This is a genomic window from Weizmannia sp. FSL W8-0676 (assembly GCF_038593015.1).
Lineage (GTDB): Bacteria > Bacillota > Bacilli > Bacillales > Bacillaceae_C > Weizmannia > Weizmannia coagulans.
The window spans coordinates 2,882,664-2,902,599 of sequence record NZ_CP151954.1 but is presented as its reverse complement, the minus strand read 5'-3'; the positions used below and the strand labels follow the sequence as shown (position 1 = coordinate 2,902,599).

The 19,936-nt window shown below is 38.1% G+C and carries 17 protein-coding genes and 3 pseudogenes; 7 read left to right on the top strand and 13 right to left on the bottom strand.

The genetic code is table 11. The features are described 5' to 3' along the window. Window positions 1-359: 359 nt before the first annotated feature. Complete coding sequence (locus NST20_RS14250) at window positions 360-1,664, bottom strand: IS1380 family transposase (protein ID WP_342399525.1); 1,305 nt, start codon at window positions 1,662-1,664, stop codon at window positions 360-362. A 282-nt stretch (window positions 1,665-1,946) separates the two neighbouring features. On the opposite strand from NST20_RS14250, the gene NST20_RS14245 reads away from it, so the two are divergent. Next, window positions 1,947-2,960, top strand: a complete 1,014-nt coding sequence (locus NST20_RS14245) for a hypothetical protein (protein WP_013860571.1) — start codon at window positions 1,947-1,949, stop codon at window positions 2,958-2,960. 272 nt (window positions 2,961-3,232) lie between these two features. On the opposite strand, the gene NST20_RS14240 is transcribed toward NST20_RS14245, so the two are convergent. The 10 genes and pseudogenes from NST20_RS14240 to NST20_RS14195 all read right to left on the bottom strand — a co-directional run bounded on the left by NST20_RS14240 (window position 3,233) and on the right by NST20_RS14195 (window position 11,712). Continuing rightward, window positions 3,233-3,739 carry a S4 domain-containing protein gene (locus tag NST20_RS14240; RefSeq protein WP_035191108.1) on the bottom strand — a complete coding sequence of 169 codons (507 nt, stop codon included), beginning with the start codon at window positions 3,737-3,739 and terminating at the stop codon, window positions 3,233-3,235. A gap of 24 nt (window positions 3,740-3,763) precedes the next feature. Next, a complete protein-coding gene (locus NST20_RS14235; protein WP_342399719.1) occupies window positions 3,764-4,750 on the bottom strand; it encodes a hypothetical protein in 987 nt (328 codons plus the stop codon). Window positions 4,751-4,968: 218 nt separating this feature from the next. Next, a complete protein-coding gene (locus NST20_RS14230) occupies window positions 4,969-6,048 on the bottom strand; it encodes a transposase (protein ID WP_342399718.1) in 1,080 nt (359 codons plus the stop codon). Between the two features lie 203 nt (window positions 6,049-6,251). Next, window positions 6,252-6,647: pseudogene (locus NST20_RS14225) on the bottom strand (transposase); the annotation flags it as partial. Between the two features lie 259 nt (window positions 6,648-6,906). Next, window positions 6,907-7,812: pseudogene (locus NST20_RS14220) on the bottom strand (transposase); the annotation flags it as partial. 230 nt (window positions 7,813-8,042) lie between these two features. After that, complete coding sequence (locus tag NST20_RS14215; RefSeq protein WP_166633702.1) at window positions 8,043-8,315, bottom strand: transposase family protein; 273 nt, start codon at window positions 8,313-8,315, stop codon at window positions 8,043-8,045. Window positions 8,316-8,499: 184 nt separating this feature from the next. Then, window positions 8,500-8,745 (bottom strand): hypothetical protein, encoded by a 246-nt coding sequence (locus NST20_RS14210; protein WP_342399717.1) that lies wholly within the window; start codon window positions 8,743-8,745, stop codon window positions 8,500-8,502. Next, window positions 8,729-9,265 (bottom strand): isochorismatase family cysteine hydrolase, encoded by a 537-nt coding sequence (locus NST20_RS14205; RefSeq protein ID WP_161655976.1) that lies wholly within the window; start codon window positions 9,263-9,265, stop codon window positions 8,729-8,731. Before NST20_RS14205 ends, NST20_RS14210 begins: the two co-directional genes overlap by 17 nt. After that, entirely contained in the window at window positions 9,262-10,443 is a 1,182-nt protein-coding gene (locus NST20_RS14200; RefSeq protein ID WP_161655975.1) for an arginase family protein, read from the bottom strand. The genes NST20_RS14205 and NST20_RS14200 overlap by 4 nt, the downstream gene beginning before the upstream one ends. A 123-nt stretch (window positions 10,444-10,566) precedes the next feature. Beyond that, complete coding sequence (locus NST20_RS14195) at window positions 10,567-11,712, bottom strand: HesA/MoeB/ThiF family protein (protein WP_326244632.1); 1,146 nt, start codon at window positions 11,710-11,712, stop codon at window positions 10,567-10,569. Window positions 11,713-12,223: 511 nt separating this feature from the next. On the opposite strand from NST20_RS14195, the pseudogene NST20_RS14190 reads away from it, so the two are divergent. Then, window positions 12,224-13,559 (top strand): annotated as a pseudogene (locus NST20_RS14190) (IS1380 family transposase). Between the two features lie 645 nt (window positions 13,560-14,204). Here the strand turns inward: NST20_RS14190 and NST20_RS14185 are convergent. Then, window positions 14,205-15,035 (bottom strand): DUF1835 domain-containing protein, encoded by an 831-nt coding sequence (locus NST20_RS14185; protein ID WP_029141881.1) that lies wholly within the window; start codon window positions 15,033-15,035, stop codon window positions 14,205-14,207. A 323-nt stretch (window positions 15,036-15,358) separates the two neighbouring features. Here NST20_RS14185 and NST20_RS14180 point away from each other — a divergent pair, with 323 nt between their 5' ends. From NST20_RS14180 to NST20_RS14170, 3 genes are read left to right on the top strand one after another with little or no spacing between them, the layout of a single operon-like run. Further along, a complete protein-coding gene (locus NST20_RS14180; RefSeq protein ID WP_342399716.1) occupies window positions 15,359-15,904 on the top strand; it encodes a DUF5082 family protein in 546 nt (181 codons plus the stop codon). Between the two features lie 2 nt (window positions 15,905-15,906). Beyond that, window positions 15,907-16,185 carry a DUF5344 family protein gene (locus tag NST20_RS14175; RefSeq protein WP_118498860.1) on the top strand — a complete coding sequence of 93 codons (279 nt, stop codon included), beginning with the start codon at window positions 15,907-15,909 and terminating at the stop codon, window positions 16,183-16,185. Between the two features lie 4 nt (window positions 16,186-16,189). Then, on the top strand, window positions 16,190-17,551 hold the full coding sequence (locus NST20_RS14170; RefSeq protein ID WP_342399715.1) for an LXG domain-containing protein: 1,362 nt from the start codon (window positions 16,190-16,192) through the stop codon (window positions 17,549-17,551). 307 nt (window positions 17,552-17,858) lie between these two features. Here NST20_RS14170 and NST20_RS14165 read toward each other — a convergent pair whose 3' ends face one another. Further along, complete coding sequence (locus NST20_RS14165; protein WP_019721598.1) at window positions 17,859-18,224, bottom strand: hypothetical protein; 366 nt, start codon at window positions 18,222-18,224, stop codon at window positions 17,859-17,861. A 199-nt stretch (window positions 18,225-18,423) separates the two neighbouring features. Between NST20_RS14165 and adhP the strand changes: the two genes are divergently transcribed. Both adhP and NST20_RS14155 read left to right on the top strand, forming a co-directional pair. Next, window positions 18,424-19,446 carry an alcohol dehydrogenase AdhP gene (gene adhP / locus NST20_RS14160; protein WP_029141879.1) on the top strand — a complete coding sequence of 341 codons (1,023 nt, stop codon included), beginning with the start codon at window positions 18,424-18,426 and terminating at the stop codon, window positions 19,444-19,446. 314 nt (window positions 19,447-19,760) lie between these two features. Beyond that, on the top strand, window positions 19,761-19,916 hold the full coding sequence (locus NST20_RS14155) for a nucleotidyltransferase domain-containing protein (protein WP_258921009.1): 156 nt from the start codon (window positions 19,761-19,763) through the stop codon (window positions 19,914-19,916). Window positions 19,917-19,936: the final 20 nt, after the last annotated feature.

Here is a 19,936-nt window from a genome sequence, read left to right as displayed (position 1 = left end):
AGATGTGAAGAGTGTGATACCGAAGAAAAGGATTAAAAGCTGGATGAAAGCGGATTAATTATGTAATTCAAATAAAAATGTGAACTTATAAAAGATATATTGAAAAATGAAAGGAGTGTAAATATAATGAAAGAACCAGATAGGAAAAACTATATCCAATGAAAACATAAACCCAAATTAAGAAAGTGCAAAACTTTACTAGATTGATGCAGGTAATTGGAATCATATGGAAAATAAATGGATAATATTATCAAAAATGGAATCACAACTGCCTATTTTTGGGTTATTAAGGCCACAGTTGCCCCCTCCCCACATTTGCGGGCGTTTCAATTTCCAGTATTCTGTTTCAGCCTTCACACTCAGTCAATCAGCCGTACACTTTGAATCATTTGCCGGAATGCCTTTTTATGGGCGTATGTTTCACAAATATTTAAAATGACACTTCGGCTGTGATAGACCAGCACGCCAGCCGCGTAGATGAATTCCCTCCGGAATCTCCTGATCGTATAAGAGCGATACGCTGGCGGACAGTGTTCTTTTTTAAAGATCTCGAATAAATTGTATGCCAGCAGTTTAATCAGCAGATCCATTTGGTTGGCGTCAAATGAATGCGTTGAAATCTTGCCCATCGAGAATCCATATTTTGACTCTTTGATGTAGTTTTCCATGCAAGCCCTTTGGTTATAGAATCTCCAAATATCAATGGGTTCCCAGTCCATGTTCGTCACAATCGCTTCATACTTCCATAAAAAATCACAAGCTTGAAGCTGACTTTCCTCATATTTGTCAGCTTTACGAATTACCGCAACTCTTCTTGGCTTCTTCCAGGAACTTGCCTGGTAATCAACGGCTTTTCCCTCTATCACGGTCAATTCGTCGTCAACATAGCGGATCCACGGTGAATCATCGTTTTCAACCCTTTTTTTAAGTCTCGAAGTCCACCTCAGTTTGCCGGTATAGCCAATCCCACCGTTTTCCCAGTAACTGTAGAAATCTTCTCCACCAAATCCTTTGTCAAAACGGGTATAACGAATAGGGTAATGGGGAGAAAGCAGCTGATAGGTCTCTTCTGCAAAACCGAGTACCCCTTGAGAAGAATGGGAATTTCCCTCCCTCAGCCTGGCGTTTAAACAAAGACGGGATTTCCCTTCAAATACAAGAAGAGGGTGATAACTTTTTCTTCCCGGCTTGTAGGGATTTACTCCGACCCCTGCTTTTTCCTGGCCCCCATAGACGGTTTCCACGGTTGAATCAAAATCCAGAATGAGCTCCTTGTCAAGCCAGGGTTCAATCAAATCCATCATGCGTTCTTTGAATTCAAGATCAGCGCCCTCCAACTTTTCAATTCTTAGCAGGTCTTTATTTAAAAGGGTATAGTGCGGGCATTTCCCGCCCATAAATGCCATGATTAAAGGATCATCCTGCAAAGTCCGGAAATGAGATAGCCGGGAACAATTGGACAGCCAGCCAATCACCAGGTATATAAAGATTTTGCTTAAAGGATATTTGGCATTGTATTTTTTCAAGCAGTCAAAATCCCGGAAGGTCTGTTCAATCTTCATTCTTTCCAGAAACTGCAAAATCGGGAGCAGCCCGCTAAAATTCGTACTCTTCTTTAAACGAAACGCATATTTGATTTTCGAGACAGAAGTGATATAATTCACCTTAAAGGTGCCCTCCTTTCTGGTTTGGTAGTTCTATACAAACCCAATTATACCAGAGATTCGGGGCACCTTTTTATTTTAAGCTTCTGCTTTACTCTCGTAATTCAGGATAAAAACAGTTTGTTATAAGTAATTTACCTTCGAAGTTTATCACTTAAAATTTTTATTTAAACAGAGGGTTACATGGTAAATAAAATAGATACCATTGAGTAACATTTGTTGATTGAAACAAGCAAATGCCGGGAATCCGGGAGTTTTTTAAAAGAATGGGAGGGATGTTAAATGCGTGTCACTGAGCTGAGAGAGCTCCTTGAAAAATACAGTAAGGACGACTTAAGCAAAATGATGATTGAATTGTATAAGGCGATACCGAAAAAAGTGCGTGATGAAAAAGAAATTGATGGGATGTTGCAAGATTTTCAGCAGTACAAAGAAGCTGAAAAGATAAAAAAAGAGAAAGAAAAACATGTTGACCTTAATGATTTGGAACGTGAAATTACGCAATTCATTCAAAATGCTTATAAACAAAATTACATTGCCCCAAATCGGTATGTTAGCAAAAAGGAACGTCCCAAGTGGCGATTCAAGGTCAAATCATACATAAAACAATTGCAACAGGTACCCGTTGAAGGAAACGAAGGGAAGCGTGCTACAGATTTACTCGAAAAACTATATGAAATGTTATGTTATGGGTGTGGCTATTACATCTTTAACACAGACAATCCCTTTAGATCTATTGGTATGGAGCAAGTGGAATTATTCGATATTATTCTAAAAAGAAAATTTAGTATGGGGATTAACAAAGAAACTATAAGTTCTGCCCTGAAACAAATTATTAATTATCATCTCGACATGGATACACTGCGGTCATATTTATTCAACGTGTTCATTGCGAATTTGAGAACTGTGGATGCTAAAGAAATAGCAATCGAACAATGCCATCAGTTTCTAATGGGATTGAAGCAGCGAACGATAACGCCAGAAGAGACATGGGTTTGGAAGGATGACGAATATAGCCGGGAGCGAAATATAAATGAATTGGTTGAAACGGTTTTCAAACTAAAGATGGAACTGTGTGAATATGAGTCAGCTATCCGTTATTTTAAAAGCAATATTCAGGAAGAATCTAAAGAAGACGCATTGTTTAGATTGCTTAATAAGCTTAAAACATACAATCAGAAAGATTATTGGCTAAGAGAATACGAGGCGGCTGTAAAAAAAGGCATAAGGCCGAGGGAAGAGCTGCAATTTACCTATCAATATTTAAAAGAAAACGGCGAATTTAACAATAAATGAAGACATGCAGTAACATTCTTCAACAAGGACCAAGGATTGGCACGCCAATCCTTGGTTCCGTATATTCACCTGTAAGAAGGTTGGTAATTGGGATGGTAGAGGTGGTAGATTCCTATATTCGTAATCAGAAGTTAAAACAATGGGATTTCGGATACTGTTAAGATTTGGTATCTCCTTATTCAATTTTACAGGTTAAATATAAAAATATAAAACTGATCCCCTGAAAATAATCATTTACTTTTTTATTTCTCTTTAAATAAATTTATTTCTTATCAAATGAATATTTCTATTGTATCTTTTTCTTTAACAAGAGTATTATTTTTAATTACATTTTTATTTAATAGTATTTTCCCTTCTTTAATTAATGAACAAATTTGATTCCTACTTATATCAATGAGGTGATTTCCAAGCAACTTATCGATACGAACAGGTTTATCTAAATAATTTATATTAATACAAATCTTATTAAAACCGTTTTTTAAGTGTGTAACCAAGTTGATTTTTTCGTTATAATTCCGAGGTGCTTCATTCGGAAAATCCCTATTTTTAATTTCCAACTTAGGGTCATACGATTTAAAGATTTTCTCTTTTCTATTCCAAGTGTGGTTTTTTTCGCATTTAAAAATAGTAAATTTATAAATATTTTTTCCGTTTGAATTATGTCTTCTCATTAATGTGTCATAAAAATTTACTACCTTTCCGCAATTTGGGCAATATTTGACCACAGTTTCAACTTTCTCCCCGTTATGAATGGACCAATTGTAGGTAATAATATTCATCGTTACACACCTCAATGGAAATTTTCATTTTAAATTTACTAATCTTTGCTTCTTTTGTTTATATTTATCTCTCAAAAAGAAATAAATGACGAATAGCGCTTCTACTCCTATTAGTGATATTGTTAATATATTTGCAATGATTTCTCCAGTGTTACCCGAAACAAATGAATCTGTTATATTAGAATACACAGATAAAACTGATGGAATAAAATATTTAATAGTAATCCAAATATCAATAATGCTCCCCAAAAACATAAATAGAGAATAGACCCAAACCTTTTTCAAATAGTTCCCTTTAATCCTACTAAATGTTAACATACTTTTAACAATTTCAAGTGACTCTTCAAACAAAGTTGGGTACTTTAATAAATCGCTAATTACGTAGTATAAATCCGTTTTCATATAAAATCGAAATTCAAATATCATTCCCATTATTAATAGTAAGATCAAAAATCTTGATAAATGATATATCAAATTTTGCTCTCCAACTTGAAAATACGCAACGTACGTAAAAATACTTATTAAAAATAAATCAAAAAGCATACCAGATAAATAAATAATATATCTCTTCTTCCGGGGTATTACCCATATGTTTTCGATTTTAGTCTGAAAAACCAAATGAGTAAGTCTCCTTCCAAGGGACATAAAACCAAGACCGCCGCTAATTGCCCTTATTGATAAAAAGTGAAATAATTCATGACAAGAACTAAAAATTACATCAAGTATTATTAAACTTAAAACCACTTTCAACAATGATTTACTCCAAAACACTTCATCAAATGTAGGTATTGGTAATCCCGTTCTTCCACTTATTAACAAAAAGAGCGATACAGAAACAAAAATTAAATAGGCAATTCCAGTAGGTATAGTAAAAATCCACTTTACATATTTTTGTTTAATAAATCTAAAAGTGATACCTTCACTTTTGGGTATTTCTTCAGAAGGCAAATCAATAGTACCTACCCTTTTTATAAAATTCAAGTGTATTAGATTAGTAAGAAAATCTTTCAAGTCAACCTCAATCTTATTTTTACAGTTCTGAAGAGTAAATTCATCAATTTTTAGATGTTTTATGATAAAATGACTTATCCACATTTAGAAAATTTTTCCATCTATTTTTTCTGCTTTCAAAGTCAAAAAGAGCCGAATTTGCAAATTTCTTTTTTAAAATTGTGGATAACTTCAAAAAAACCTTTTTTTACATCACATCCTTTGCTATAATATAACCATTAAGTAAACCTTACTTGTATTGGCTTACTTAAATGGGTGAAATCCTCGTCTGTTAAAATACGTGTCCGAAACGATTCCAACAGATTTGAGGATTTTTCTTTTGCCGTTTTTTTGAGTGCTTTTAAGATTGACGAACCTTTTTCAAACAGCTGTCTAATAATATCTGTTATTTGAACTAATAAATAATGATTTTTCATGGCTGTGTAGTTTTGGCTATTGGCATGTTCTATATTGTAACGATTATTTTTTTGTTCGTTAAATCCTTGATTTTCAATCTTCCAGCGGCTTCTTCCTGCAGCGATGAGTCGTTCCACGTTCTTTTTCGTGATTTTAATATCCGTTATAAATACATACTCTTTCGATTTCCCATCCTCTGTTTTCATTGTGGCCTCCATCAGATTGACCGTTCTGTCTTTGTAGGCAATATCATTCACCCAAACTAATGAATTCTGATCCTTACTTTGTTCCAGCTCTTTTATTGCCTTAAACTCCGTCGAGATACTTTTAATTCTCCCTTCCTTAAATCTGCATATATATTTCCATTTGTGCGCCCTGCACAGATTAAATACCGTTTCACATGCATAGAGACTATCTCCCAAGATACAAATCGGTAGTCTTTTAAATATTTTTTTTATTTTCTTTGCCAGCCTGTCGAAGGCTTTTAATTCACAATCTTGCTTAGAAACATTTTCTGATTCATTTTCGATAAATTCGGAGGCAATACTGAAGACCATATCCCCCACGACAAGCTTGGCTTCAAGTACATGGTGCATATAAAGTACGTTCGTTTCTCCTGTTTCTTTATTTGTATATGCCCGTCTCAGGCAGTGTTTACAATGTTTCTCATGAAAGGTGTGTAATCCAGTTCCATCAATGATGACACCCCAGTACTTTCCTTCAATTCGATAAGACTCGAGAGACCTTTTTTTCAATAATTCTTTAATCATATACGTTCTAATTTTTTCTAATTCATTTACATCTAAGCCAGATAAAAAGTCGTTAATTGTATCATAATGTGGAAGTTCTTCAAGAGAATCTAAGCCTAGAGCTTTTTGCGATGTTAACAATTTTTCTTTCAATGCAAATAGAACACCACCAGAAATATAATATTGTCAGATAAATATATGCCCATTTTCACTATAAAGTCAATTTTGCACGCTTAAAAAATGTACTGTTATCAGATAATTGTTGAAAAAATATAGAAATGTATCTAAAAAAGGGCGCACGAATCCAATGATCCACAAGCGCTTTTTTTGAAATTCATTTCCTTTATGTGGATAAGTTAAGAAACGAGGCTTCTCATTTTTTCAGCCTGGTTTTCTTTGATCCGGCCTAAGGCCATGGCTAACATGACACAGAGTGCCAGTCCACAACGCAGCTTCATTTTAGCCATTCCCCGAATTGTATGAAGTTCAAAGCCGAAAGAAGTATCAAGCCGGCTGTTCACGCGCTCTACAGCTGTACGTCTGTTGTATTCTTTTTTCCACTTATAGCTCGATCGATCAATGGGTGTAAAAATACGCCTGTCTTCAGATAATGAGATACGGAGCCCTTGTGCCACGGGGCATTGAGCCTTGCCTTCACATGTCACTCCCATTTGTTTCGCCGGGCAAAGTTTTTTTAGTTTCTGGCGGTCTTTCTCAAATCCCCCGTTGCACATTTCCCGTTGTTTACCTGTTGTTTTTTGCAAGAAAAAAGTGCAGAGTATTGCAGTATATAAATTCGTTTATACCGCATAAAAATTCAATCTGAATTCTCGCTATTAAGGGCTTGACATGGAGCCTCTGCAGCCATGATTCTTTTGCCAAGCGGCCAGCTGTAACAGATTTGGCAAACCAAAACAGGTTATCATGGCTACCCCTCCATGTAAAGCCCCTCTGCATAACCATTTGCATAGGAATTTTGCACATCTCTGCACTTTAATTTTGCAATAAACAACCTGTTTCAGGGCATACGCAGGATACGGTTCCTTTGTAGTTATAAACGACGTTTTCCTTTCCCGGGAGTAATCGTGTTTTGTCGGGGTCTTTCCACATATTGCGAATATCAATGATGGGCTTAATCTTATACGTATCCCAGAGTTTCGTAATCAGCTTCGTGTCATCATAACCCCGGTCTCCCGCCATCGTTTCCGCTGTTTTCAGAAGCTTTGGCTGCTTTTCTTCCATTTGCTCTAAGAGTTTATGCCCTTCCGTAATGTCTGACTCAGACGCTTTTGTAACCTTGAATGTTACCGGTAACTCGTAGGTTGCATCCACCACCAGATGCAGTTTGTAGCCAAACCATTTCACAACTTTTTGCCATGGGTTGCCTTCTTTTGTCACACCACTGTAAACCTTCTGGCTATGATTTGCATCCAGATCCCGGCGGCCATCCTTGGTTTCATGCTTGTTCGGATGTTTAGAAAACGATGAGATCGCCTTGCTGTCGATTGCCAAGCGTTTACCAAAATCCGGCAACCGTTCCAGGAGCTGTTCTACCAAAGTCTCAAACATTTTATCCATCATTTCTTCGTCACGGATTAGGGATTTTAGAAAGCGCGTATAGGCATATGAAGTTGGAACCTGCCCTTCAAAGCCACACATCTCCCTTAATTGGCCATTACGGGAGAGTTCACGGCGTAATTTCTCAATGCTTTCATGTTGAAATACAATGCCTGCCAAGATAGAATTCCACATGGCACGAACGGGGTAGTCATTACGGCCCTTCCCCCTTTTCTTTTCAAGGCTTTGCATGAACGCTTCATCAGGCATGTAGTCCAGTACAAGGCGAAGACGGTCTAAATCTCCAAGAATCTCAATTTCTTTCCATGTAAACAGACTCATTTGTGGTATAATAGCCATACAGGTGAACCTCCCAGTGTTAACTCCCAGTGTTAAGATGTTAGTCCTAAAACTATTTTAACCTACTGGGGAAACGGGTTCACCTGTTTTTGTTTCAGTGGGGTGGAATTTTTGTCCACTCCTTATTTTTTTATCATTTTTGCTTGTTTCCCCCTCTTTTTAGGGGGAAAATTTTTTTATCCTTTTTTCAAACCCTTGGGCTACAAGGAGTCTGTAACATCGCAATTACCTCAGCCTAACACCTTCCCTACATTTTTAATACATTCTTCTTTATTAAAACTCTCACTCATGTTTCTCATGGATTTTAGGCCGGTCATATTTTTCAACATCATCGTAAATAAAAGGACCTCTGGACCATAAGTGATATAGCTTTGATGTCGGTGGTCTGCTACCTTTTTTAGGTTATTCATCAGGTCTTTGAAAAAATGCTTCTGAATTTTAAGGAACTCGAAAAAATAATTTGCTTCTTTTTCACGATTTCTTTTTTCTTTTCTAGTAACCAAAATAAAAACCCCCTCAAAACAGCCAAGTTTAATTAGGGCTTGCTGAACGAATCAAATTTTAGCTTGTATTCGACTTGTCACTAAGCCATGCCAAAATATTCGTCCAGCAAGCTCTAATTATTTAAATTATTACATATTTAGCCGCATTTTTGGGGGGGAATAGTTAAATTATCACGAAAAATTTTTACTCCTCAGAGCTGTTATTTTTATCCAAAAGGGAAGAAACTTGAGCTATAGACTTCCCACTTTTTATCTCTCTAATAATTTCTCCAGCAATTCTTGGAACTAAAATGAAACGATTTAATAAGGTTCTTCCGACATAAATCTCTTCTTCACCTTCATCGGTTACAACTAAGTCCTCAAAAAATTCACAAGATACATCCTGGTCACTATTTATTGATACAATAGCCTTCTCATATTGATGCAGCATATTGCTCTTCAAACTCCTCGTAGTAAAGAACCTCAATTATACCCGACCAATCCAATATACAACCTACAAAATCGTTTATATCCAATCCCTTCATTTCATAGGTATCATCATCATTAACAGTTCCTGTTGCATCTTCGATAAAAGTGACTTTATATCCCTTTTCAAATGCAGTTATAGCAGTAAATAAACAGCAATACTCTGTATTAAATCCTGTAATATATAGATGATCAATATTTTTTTCCTTTAAAATAGAATCTAACTTTGTACCAAAAAATGCACTTGGAGTGGTTTTGGTTATAGTAAGATCCGCATATTGAGCAAATTCCTTATCAATATCACTCTTTTCATTATTTTCGGCTAACGGACTATTTGGATCCTTATCTATATGTTTTGTTAATACCACCAAATCTTTCGCATCTTTAAACCTTTTTATAATGTTCTTGATTTTATTCCTTTCTTCACTAAAGTCTTTCATTTCTAATATTCCATTTTGCATATCTAAAACAAGTAGTGCTTTCATAAAAGAATCTCCTTTTTAACCAGTTTTTTAATAGTATTCTCAATAACATTCAATAGTACATACATTGTTTGGTTGTTCTTATCCAATAATGGATTAAATTCAACAAGGTCAACTCCAATTACTTTATAACCAGTCAAAAAGTTTATTACTTCAATCAAATGATTTAGTTTAAGTCCAAAAGGAACCAAATACCCTGTACCTTGAGATTCTGAAGGGTCTAATACATCTATATCAATAGAAATGTAAATACTATTATTTCTATTAATAGACCTTTCCAACTTTTCCTTCCATTGAGTGTGAATAATCTCTTCTGAAGTAATTACCTTATCATTCTTCAATATCATAGAAGGGGTTAAAGGCTCTCTTACACCTATATGTATAATTTCTGTTATATTTTCAATTTCCCGTACATAATTTATAAAATTATTATGGTTTATGGGCTGATTTTTAAAGGGTATCACTGAATCATAATGGGCATCTATTTTAACTAAGGTAATTTCTTCATCGAACGATTTCAAAATTGGTGTAGTTATTGAATGATCACCTCCGATAGCAAAGAATACCTGTTTGAATGATTTCTTTAAAAAGCGGTATGCAGTTTCAATTCTTTTATGTAAACTTGAAGAAGATTCCCCTGGAATATAAAGAATATTACCTAAATCGAAAGTTAATTGTTGGTTGTATAGAGCTGAACTTAAAGTATAAACTTTTTCGACTCCGTCAATATTAGTAATATTGGAGGTATACCCCGAGGTAAATTGTCTAATATTGTCTGGTGCTAATTTTGTTCCGGGAATACCGGTTACAGCACCATCATATGGAATACCAAGCAAACCAATTTGATACTCATTACTTGGCTCACTAGAACTGTCAAAAAATAAATTATTCTTATTTCGTTTTTCAAAAAGTGAGTTATTAATAATCTCAACGTTTTCTGATACTTGACTATTTTTAAGAAAACCCAACATTACCAAAGTTTCTATAATATTTTTGCTTTCGTTCAGATCCAATCCAAATTTCCCTTCTATATCTTTAAGAGATAATTCAGCTTCAAACCCTCGAATGAACTCCAAAGTTTCCTTGTTTATTTCTATGCCTTGACCCGTTATTATATTATTCAGATGATAATAATCATTAACTTTTTTTAGAGAAATAATTTCTTTGTTGAGAGTTAGCATAAATATTCCTCCCTTTTAGTAAAACCGGACTATCGAACTGCCATTCAATAGTCCGGTTTAGAAAAAACTTATTAAGATTCTGGGTTAAGAGTGTTGCGTCCGCCACGTTTTGTCAACTCTACATCATTTAATACTTTGATTGTGATTTTCATTGGTTTCACCCCCTTTCAATATTCCTCTTTGACAATCACACGTATCCATAATGGGTACATCTTCCCTATCAATTTCATATGTTTTATAATTAAAATAAGTCAACTTATTTGTTGAAAGTGGAGGCGCCATACCTGTCCTAATTCTAATGAAGTCAAATATAATAAAAGAACCAAGGACATTTGAAGATGCAGTCAAGCAGTTATTTTGTGCTTCATATCCTCCAGCTAAAATCGACTCGTATTTCTCTACGGCCTCTGGAAAATTAGCAAAAATATATTTTTCTTTACATTGATAACAAGCGGATTCATAAGGAATAATCGTCTGGAAATAAGAAGTGGTTTCGCTATTCCCCCCATAAATCCAAGGTATATTCATTTCCAAACATGCCTGGTTTGTCCATCTGTAAATCCAAAGGGGCGGCTTGTCCGCTGCACAGATTACAAAATCGGCATCATGTTCCTTGAGGATGTCTAAAATATCATTGTAATTATTTAGTTTCATATTAATAGGAATAAATTCAACGTCAGAATTAAATTCCCGAATTGTTTCTGAAGCAGCTTCTGTTTTATATATACCAACATGTTTTTCTCTATATAAAATCTGACGGTTTAAATTTGATAGGTCTACTTTATCAAAATCAATTCCAATTACTTTTTTTACTCCAAGTGAGGCAAGATTATATAAAATTGAAGAACCTACCCCGCCAAGTCCTATTAAAACAACAGTAGTATTTATGATTTTTCGCATATATTCAAACTTTTTGTTACCGTCGGGGTCAAAATTAGTTAAAAAGTTAATATTTCTGCTATGCCTTTCCCTTAAATATTCATTCAAATTGGATTCTTCAGCGAGTGCTGCATCATCCATAATATAAGGCATTGATGAAACCTGTTCTATTATTTCCATTACATTCTCTAATGTCGTATGGGGGAATTTGTCCAATACAGTTCTATGTATTTCCTCTACTGTTCTTTTTCCATCACAAATGGATAATACAGAATAAATCACTCCATCAGGATCTTCAATTTCAATTGCCACATTAGGAGTAGTTCCTATAGACAATTTCTTACCGAAGGGTACCATCATGAGATGCTTACGTACTAATGGATACTTCAAAATACCTCCCCCTAGTCTTTGTGTTTTATCTTATATACAGAATTGTACATAGAATATAAATATTTGTAAAATCCTAATTAGGCTTCAATTTGGCAATATTCCCCCAAAAATAAAGCCCCATCCCCATATTACTCTTTTTTTCTAAAGGATACTCCAAAATCCTCCATATTCCTCATGCGTCGTATATGAAATCGCTGCATCATGATAATGAGGGAGAAAGATTAGTCTTCAGGTAAGTTGGGTCAATCATTCACCCATTTACATTTCCTCATACCCCATTCACAGGTTACCATTTGATAGCTTACCAAACGTTGGTATCCTTGCATCACCGAAATTAGCTGAGAAGAAAAGGGTACCTGTTACTGTATAACGGGTACCCTTTTGAGGTGCAACATTAAAAAATAACCTGAATCCGTGACGGAATTTTCACTTAACGTTAACCCATTCGCATGAAATCTAGTATAATAAGCATATCCATTAAATTTAACTCATTCCACATTCAGGTGATCTAATGAAAAAGTTAGTGATAGAAGCCACGAAAGAACGGATTGTTGCCCAAAGCGGTTTAGCGTTAGTAGGAATTTTACTAAATCAAACGAATTTAGCTTTCAGGTTAAATGCCTATTGACTCCCTGATATTTCCAGAAATCCCGTTTGTTCCAATGCTGATGTAGCCAAATCCTATATTGGCCTGCTTTGCCAAGGAAAAAGTGATTATGACAATATTGAAACCTTCGGCAAAGATGCCTTTTTTGCACTGGCTTTGGATATCCAAAGGGTTCCTTCCAGCCCGACTTTAAGGCAGCGATTGGATCAAGCCGCCTTGACGGAAAAATGGAAAGCGATCTTGCATGAAGAATCGCTGAATCTGACCGCATACAAATGCGGAAATTAGCCCAGTTTACGCCAAAGACAAGCCGTATATCCCGGTTGATCTGGATGTCTCCCCTTTTGATAACTCCAAAACAAAAAAAGAAGAAGTGGAAAGAACCTATAAAGGCTGCGACGGTTATGCACCTATGTTCGCTTACATTGGGCAGGAAGGCTACTGCCTGCATGTTGAGATGTGAAAGGGAAATGACCACTGCCAAAAAGGTACGCTGAATTTTATCAAGGAAATCATCCAATCTGCCAGGAGATTAACGGATCAGCCATTGCTTATCAGGCTTGATTCCGGAAATGACAGCCGGGATAATCTCATCATTTTCTTGGAAGAACATGCAAGCTTTGTTATCAAACGCAATCCTCGTAAGGAAAAAGCAGAAGACTGGCTTCATATTGCCCAAAAATATGGGATCTGTTGTGAAGAACGGGAAGGAAAGAAGGTTTACCTTGGATCCATCCCCGAAACCATTCAATTAAAAGACCAGATACGAACCATCCGAAAAGTCTTTAAAGTGATCGAAAGAACCATCTCAAGAGACGGCCAGATTTTTTTGATTCCCGAATATGAATTTGAAACCTACTGGACAGATCTTGAAGTGCCGCCTCATGTGGTGATCTCTCTCTATCATGACCATGGCACATGCGAACAGTTTCACAGTGAAATTAAATCAGAACTGGATCTGGAACGGTTGCCATCGGGCAAATATGAAACGAATGGCCTTGTGCTCCATTTCGGTGTATTTGCGTATAACCTGCTTCGCTTGATTGGACAAGAAAGCTTGAAAAAACAAGATACGCCATTGAAAAAGAAAACAACAAGAAGAAGAATCCGAACCGTCATCCAGAATATGATCACACTGGCCTCAAAGCTGGTTTTCCGTGGCCGGCAATGGAAATTAAAAGTCGCGGAGACCAACAAATGGTTACCGGTCTTTACTCGTTTGTATCAAGCCTTTTACTAAACATCCCGATCAATAGACTACTAGGAAAAAAGAAATAAAAAAACGAAAACTTGCAAAAAATGGAAATTTGCAGATTTATTTGGCGTGCACAAAAACGAATGAAACAGGGAAATTTTTACATACTGAATCACTAAAAGTGCATTTATCGAATAGTCGGACACCACTATATCCTTACTCTTGGGAAATCTACCTATTAACGGCGTTTGTTATATTTTCGTCACGGATTCAGGGAAAATTTAAAAGTAACATTACAGCAAATAGGAAATGATGATATTCACCTATTTGAAAGGGAAGATGACGTGTCAACCGTTGCGTATTGGTATCAAAATTGCGCAGAAGGGGCATTGGACCCGATTCCGGACAGGCGGGCAAGGCTGCCGCGTTAATTCACAAAAGTTGGGTATACTGAAGGCCCTTCCCCGGAAAAACCGGGGAAGGGGCAATGAAATAAATGTACTGTTTCATGGAATCATTAGTTGAAAAGAGGGAAAAAGATCTGCTGCTTCCTCTGTTGCTGGTAATCACTGCCTATTTAGAATCCGGTTCTCGCTGCAGTTTTCGTGCAAGACCATGGAGAACATTTTTATGTTATGATTCTGCATTTCTATTCCAGGAAGCAATCATTTATACTTTGCAACCATAATGTCAGCATTTAAGTCTTATGCTGTAAAAGCGCATCGCTTCAAGTCGGCCTTTCGATTCAAATACGCCAGCTTCAATTAGCTTTCTTACGCGATATTCGAGAAATGAATCCCCCACGTATTGGTCTAAATGCCCAATTACCTCACCAATGACCCGGGCTGATTTTATAAATGCTCTTTCCTTTCCTGTACCATGCAGTTTTTTTACTTTGCCTGTAATAAATTCATCGAAATAGTCTTCTGAAACGCCAAATATTCTTCCATTCTGCCAAATCCGTAAAGTCTCCCGGGTTTCTGCAAGATTAAGCCATTCTTTTTTCAAACTTGTTCTATCATGGTCCGTTAACAGATTTCCAGTTCCATGTTCATATAAGTGTTGGAATTTTTCAGGGATCATTTCGCCTGAATGAAGCAATGTATATTTGACCTTTTTTACCGGAAATCGCTTTTCATACTCTTTTGACGTATTTATAACGGTTATATCAATATTTTTATCTTTTAAAAGATATACAGCAAATCGCAATCCTGCTTGTTCGTGTGCATTATCAGCGGCCCAAATTGTTACATGCTCCCCTTCAGCTACTGAGATGATCTGATTGAGTGATCTTTTAAATTCTTTGAGATAATCTGGAAGTTCATCAAATTCATCACTCATGCACTTTTCCATCCACTTAAATCTGGACTTAACTCCGATTTCCTTATTTAACTTGTAAATGGGGCCAATGGAAAATATATCCGAAAAGGAGATGACCTTATCCTTCTTGTCAAGCCCCATTTTTCTTAATGCATGTTTCAAGCTGCCTGAAGCGGAGGCACCAAATAGAATATGTATCATTCTTTATCTTTCTCCTTTAGTTTTGCCGTTTTCCTTCCTTCCATCCAAACCAAACCAGAAATTGCCCGAGAAACCTTCTATTGGATACAGATCGAATAGAAAACCTATCAAATCCTTCATGTGTCGTATATGATAAGAGAGATTCGTTAAGCCTTCAGGTGAATTGAACCACACCATTTATTTTTTTCTTCTATTTTAACATTTAATTTTGGAGAAAAAAGAGGTGATGCTTTTATGCCGAGTTATGCAAGATCTAGTCCCCTGTAAACTTTTGTGTGCCACAATGAAAGATTGCAAAATGGCCATTCTAAAATCTGCATCGAATGGCCTATTTTATTGCCGTTATTTGGAAAATTTTATGGAAAAAGAGTCAGATTGGCTTTCAAATAAGTGCATATTTCTGTGTTTTTCTGTCATCTCCCCCTTCCATTTACCTATGTGCCGCCGTTCACCAAATTGACAACGTTTCCGCTTCGCTGGATAATAAAACCAAAATATTACGAAATCCGGGGGTAAACATGAGTATCATTCCGTTAATGAATCTTCAACTCTCACAAAACCAGGAAGAATTGGAACGTCTGAAAAAAAGCAAACAGGCATTGCTGGAATCAAAGCACGCACTGGCGGAGAAAGAAAAGCGCTCTCTCCAGCCCGCCCTGTCCGCCTCAACCTGGGAGGGGCAACTCGCGAAGCAGTTCCAGGCAGTCCGAAAAAACGAACTGCTTGAAAGCTATAACGCAACGGAAAAGCAAATCAATTCAGCCCTGCAACTGCTGGACGAGAAAATCAGCAAGCTCATCACTCAAAACATCCAGATTGAAAAAGCCATCCAAGCCGAAATTGTAAAAATGCGCAAAAAAGAGGTGTGAAGATGGAAGTCAAAATCCAGTTCGAATCAGTTGAAAAGTCGCTTGCAAAGATTCGCTCACAAGCCCAAAATTTGGACATTTCAATGGATGGCAGGGGTTCGTATCCTTTACCTTCCCTTCAGCAGCTTGCTTATTTGAACCAAAAACTGGAGAACCTGCTCACTGCATATCAGGCCGTCACATTAAAAAATGAGGCTGCAGCTAAAAAAGCCGTCCATGCCATGAAAGAATATGATGAACAATTGGAAAAAGGTTTCGAAGGCCGGGCGATGAGCAGGTGAAGCAATGAAAATTCTTGATGTCCAAGCATTTGAACAAGCGGCCACGGACATGCAAAGGGATTTGAAGGAGAAGGCTGAACATATCACGGGCCTTCAGCAGGCGATCGACTCTTTTGTAAATATGGAAGATGCATTTAAAGGAAAGGCCGGGAATGCCATACGCGGCTACTTCCGGGATTTTCACCAGCCGTTTCTCATATACCTGCAGTCATTTTTAGTCGGGTACAACGGGCAGTTGAACGAGATTCTTAAAGACTTATCAGCTCTCGAGCCCGATCCGAACGGCTATATTCAAGAAGCTTTTATCCAGGACAGCGTCATCCCCGCACTGAAAAAGCTGGAAAATACCGTTGGACACTTGCTGGAAGACGCCAATACTGCAATACAGGAAGTTTCGGATCTTGTTGCACTGCCCAAACTGGACATTGATGAAAAACTGTATCCAATCCAAAAAGCGCGGAAAAAAGCAACCAGGACGCTGGAACAGCTATATGACTTTGATACAAAAGCCACCCGCTCCCTCGAAGCTTTAGACCAGGACATCGATACAATGGTGAAGTTTGTCCGGCAAATGGAATCGATGGCGGGTAGCGGTTCGTTTGATATTGCCACTTACAACCCGAAACAGTTTGTCACAACCGAAGCCTACCGCAGTTTGGAAGGCGGGCTCATTCAAAAAGCCGGCGTAAAACCGGTTCAAACCGTAGACGTCAAGGACTTTGAAGGCCATTTGTCCGTTAAGTTCCATTTCTATGAAGACGGAGCCATGGTGATGGAATACCGCAAGCCCGCGAGCAAGCAGCCCTATTATGAACTGGTCAATGAAATCCCAAAAGAGGCCATCCCCGGTTCAGAAAATCCGGACGACCCGCTGCTGGTTGACATTTGGAATGGATTTTATGACGGCGCCGGAAAGACCGTCGGTGAAATTTACACTGGTCTTGTATCATTAGGAAAGTCCGTTTTAGATCAAGATACTTATGCTGCACTCGGAAATGATGGAAACAAGCGCTTATCCTCCCCAATTGCAACCTTGAAAAGCACGGCACATAAATCGGTCGATATGGCAAAGTATATGGGGCTTGCTGTCCAAAAAGCTTTTGAACGGGATGTCATCCACGGCGATGCCAAAAGCCGGACTGAGTTCTTCACCTACGGGCTTGCTTCTATTGGAATTTCTCTTCTTGGCGACAAAGGCCTCAGCAAACTGGGCACAGCTGCGAAAGTTGCCAAGACCGGGAATCTGAAAGTCAATACAGGGTTTGCTCCTGCACTTGAAGCTGCCGGGGCAGGGCCTGTAAAAATTCCGTATAATGTGATGGATGAGCTGGATGAGCTGGGAGTCAGGATTCAGAAGGCAACATAAAAGTTCTCTATGCAAAAAAGGGGATGAATTCGTTTACGACGCACACATGAAAACATCATCCTCGAGGTTCGTCAAAATGATAAATTTTTTGTTTTAGTGGTTTAAAAACCAATGCCTATTTCACTTTAAATCATGAAACCAGGCCCGGGGGTTAAACCGCCAAGCCTGTCTGTTCATTCAAGTAAGTATAAATTTAAGCCTTGTCTTTGCCTGCGCTCCTTTCATGATCTGGATTTCGGCGCCGGGGCCCAGAGGCTCCGGGCCCCCTGCTTTGTAAAAGCCTTCACAAAGGCCCTGCCCTAAAAAGTTAAGCCAGGTTCACTTCAATGTTGATTTTGTTATCCGTGATCGTGTATATATAATCTTTTGTAATCCATCTGGCATTTTTAATTGTGCAATGGACGAGGTCAGGATCTTTGTCTTCAAGCAAAATTTCCAGCAAACTTTTTAATTCTATTAAATAGTCGTAATCCATTTTCATGAACGGATTGTATCCGACTAAATAACTGGCACGCTTCATCAGTTTCACTTTCTTTGTTTCATGGCTGTGCCAAAAAATATCGCCTTGAATGATCAATTGGTTTTCCTGAAGGTTCTTCATGGCTTCGCCAACATAATTTTCTTCAATTTTATAAACACCCGGGGTCACTTTACTCAGCTTTTCCATATTCATGCGTACTCACCTATTTTCTCATCGCAGTATGGCAGAGAGGTTTTTATTTTTATACCCTGTTTCAAAGAAGGTAAGCCAGACATATACGGGGTGGAAAACCCGAAAAATTTCCAAAAAAATCTTGATCGCCCAGAGAGAGGCCATTATAATGAAAATGAAGATTGCAAAGTATCAAACTAGTTTTCCGGGAGGGATCTGCATGAGAGCAGCAGTCGTCAGTTCTGATAAGCAAAAGCTGGTAGAGGTCAAAGATGTGCAGTTGCGTCCGCTTGAGTACGGGGAAGCTTTGGTGGATATCGAATACTGCGGTGTCTGCCATACGGATTTGCATGTGGCAAAGGGCGACTTTGGCGATGTGCCGGGACGCATTCTCGGCCATGAAGGGGTCGGCATTGTCAGGGAAGTCGCGGATGGTGTCACTTCTCTTAAAGTGGGCGATCGTGTAAGCGTTGCCTGGTTTTTTGAAGGCTGCGGGCATTGTGAGTACTGTTTAACGGGAAATGAGACATTTTGCCGTGAAGTGAAAAATGCTGGCTACAGTGTCGACGGGGCCATGGCAGAGCAGTGCATTGTCAAAGCCGATTACGCCGTAAAAGTGCCGGAAGGGCTGGATCCAAGGCAGGCGACAAGCATTACTTGTGCCGGTGTAACCACTTATAAAGCCATTAAAGTCGCAGATGTGAAGCCGGGCGAATGGATTGTCATTTATGGAGCAGGGGGCCTCGGGAACCTTGCTGTCCAGTACGCCAAACATGTATTTAATGCGAAAGTCATTGCGGTCGATATCAATGACGACAAACTTTCACTGGCAAAAGAAGTCGGTGCTGATCTCACCTTTAATTCCAAAACGGATGGCGATCCGGCTGAGTGGATTCAGAAAGAAGTTGGCGGCGCGCATGCTGCAGTGATAACGGCTGTTTCAAAACAGGCATTCAACCAGGCTGTCCACTCCGTACGGCCGGTGTCAAAAGTCGTTGCTGTCGGGCTCCCTCCGGAAACAATGGATCTTGAAATTGTGAAAACAGTCCTTGACGGGATAGAAGTCGTCGGGTCTTTGGTTGGCACAAGAAAAGACCTTGAGGAAGCTTTTATGTTCGGTGCGGAAGGAAAAGTCGTCCCGGTTGTGCAAACGCGCAGGCTGGAAGAAGTTGGAGATGTTTTTAAGGAAATGGAAGAAGGCAGAATACAAGGCAGGATGGTTCTGGATATGTCGTTGAAATAAGTGCAGGCAAAACATCATAAAGTAAGCGAAAATGAAAATCCCTGTTTGCACGGGGATTTTTCGCTTTTTTGCCGGTTTGTTCGTATAATAGGGATGAGTACCGTGTACAGGGAGGCGCCGAACTTGCGGAGGGAAATCATTGCTTTTTTAAAAGAAAAAATAGATCCGGATTTTATCATTGTTCGGTTCGTATGCAAAAGATATGCCCGGCCGGATAGTGATGTTGACATCGCTTTTACAAAGAAGGCGGTATACTGGCACCCTATGAATGTTTTTTATTTGCCCAGGAACTTGCAGATAGATTAAATAAGGATGTGGATCTTATTGATCTGAACCAGGCCCCTACTGTATTTCAGGCGCAGATTTTTGCAACCGGCATCGTCATGGATATGAAAAATGAAAATGCCCTGAATGTAAAACGAATGCTGGCGTATCGTTTGTATGCAAAGCTTAACGAGGAACGTGCCTAAATATTGAAAAATATTGCAAA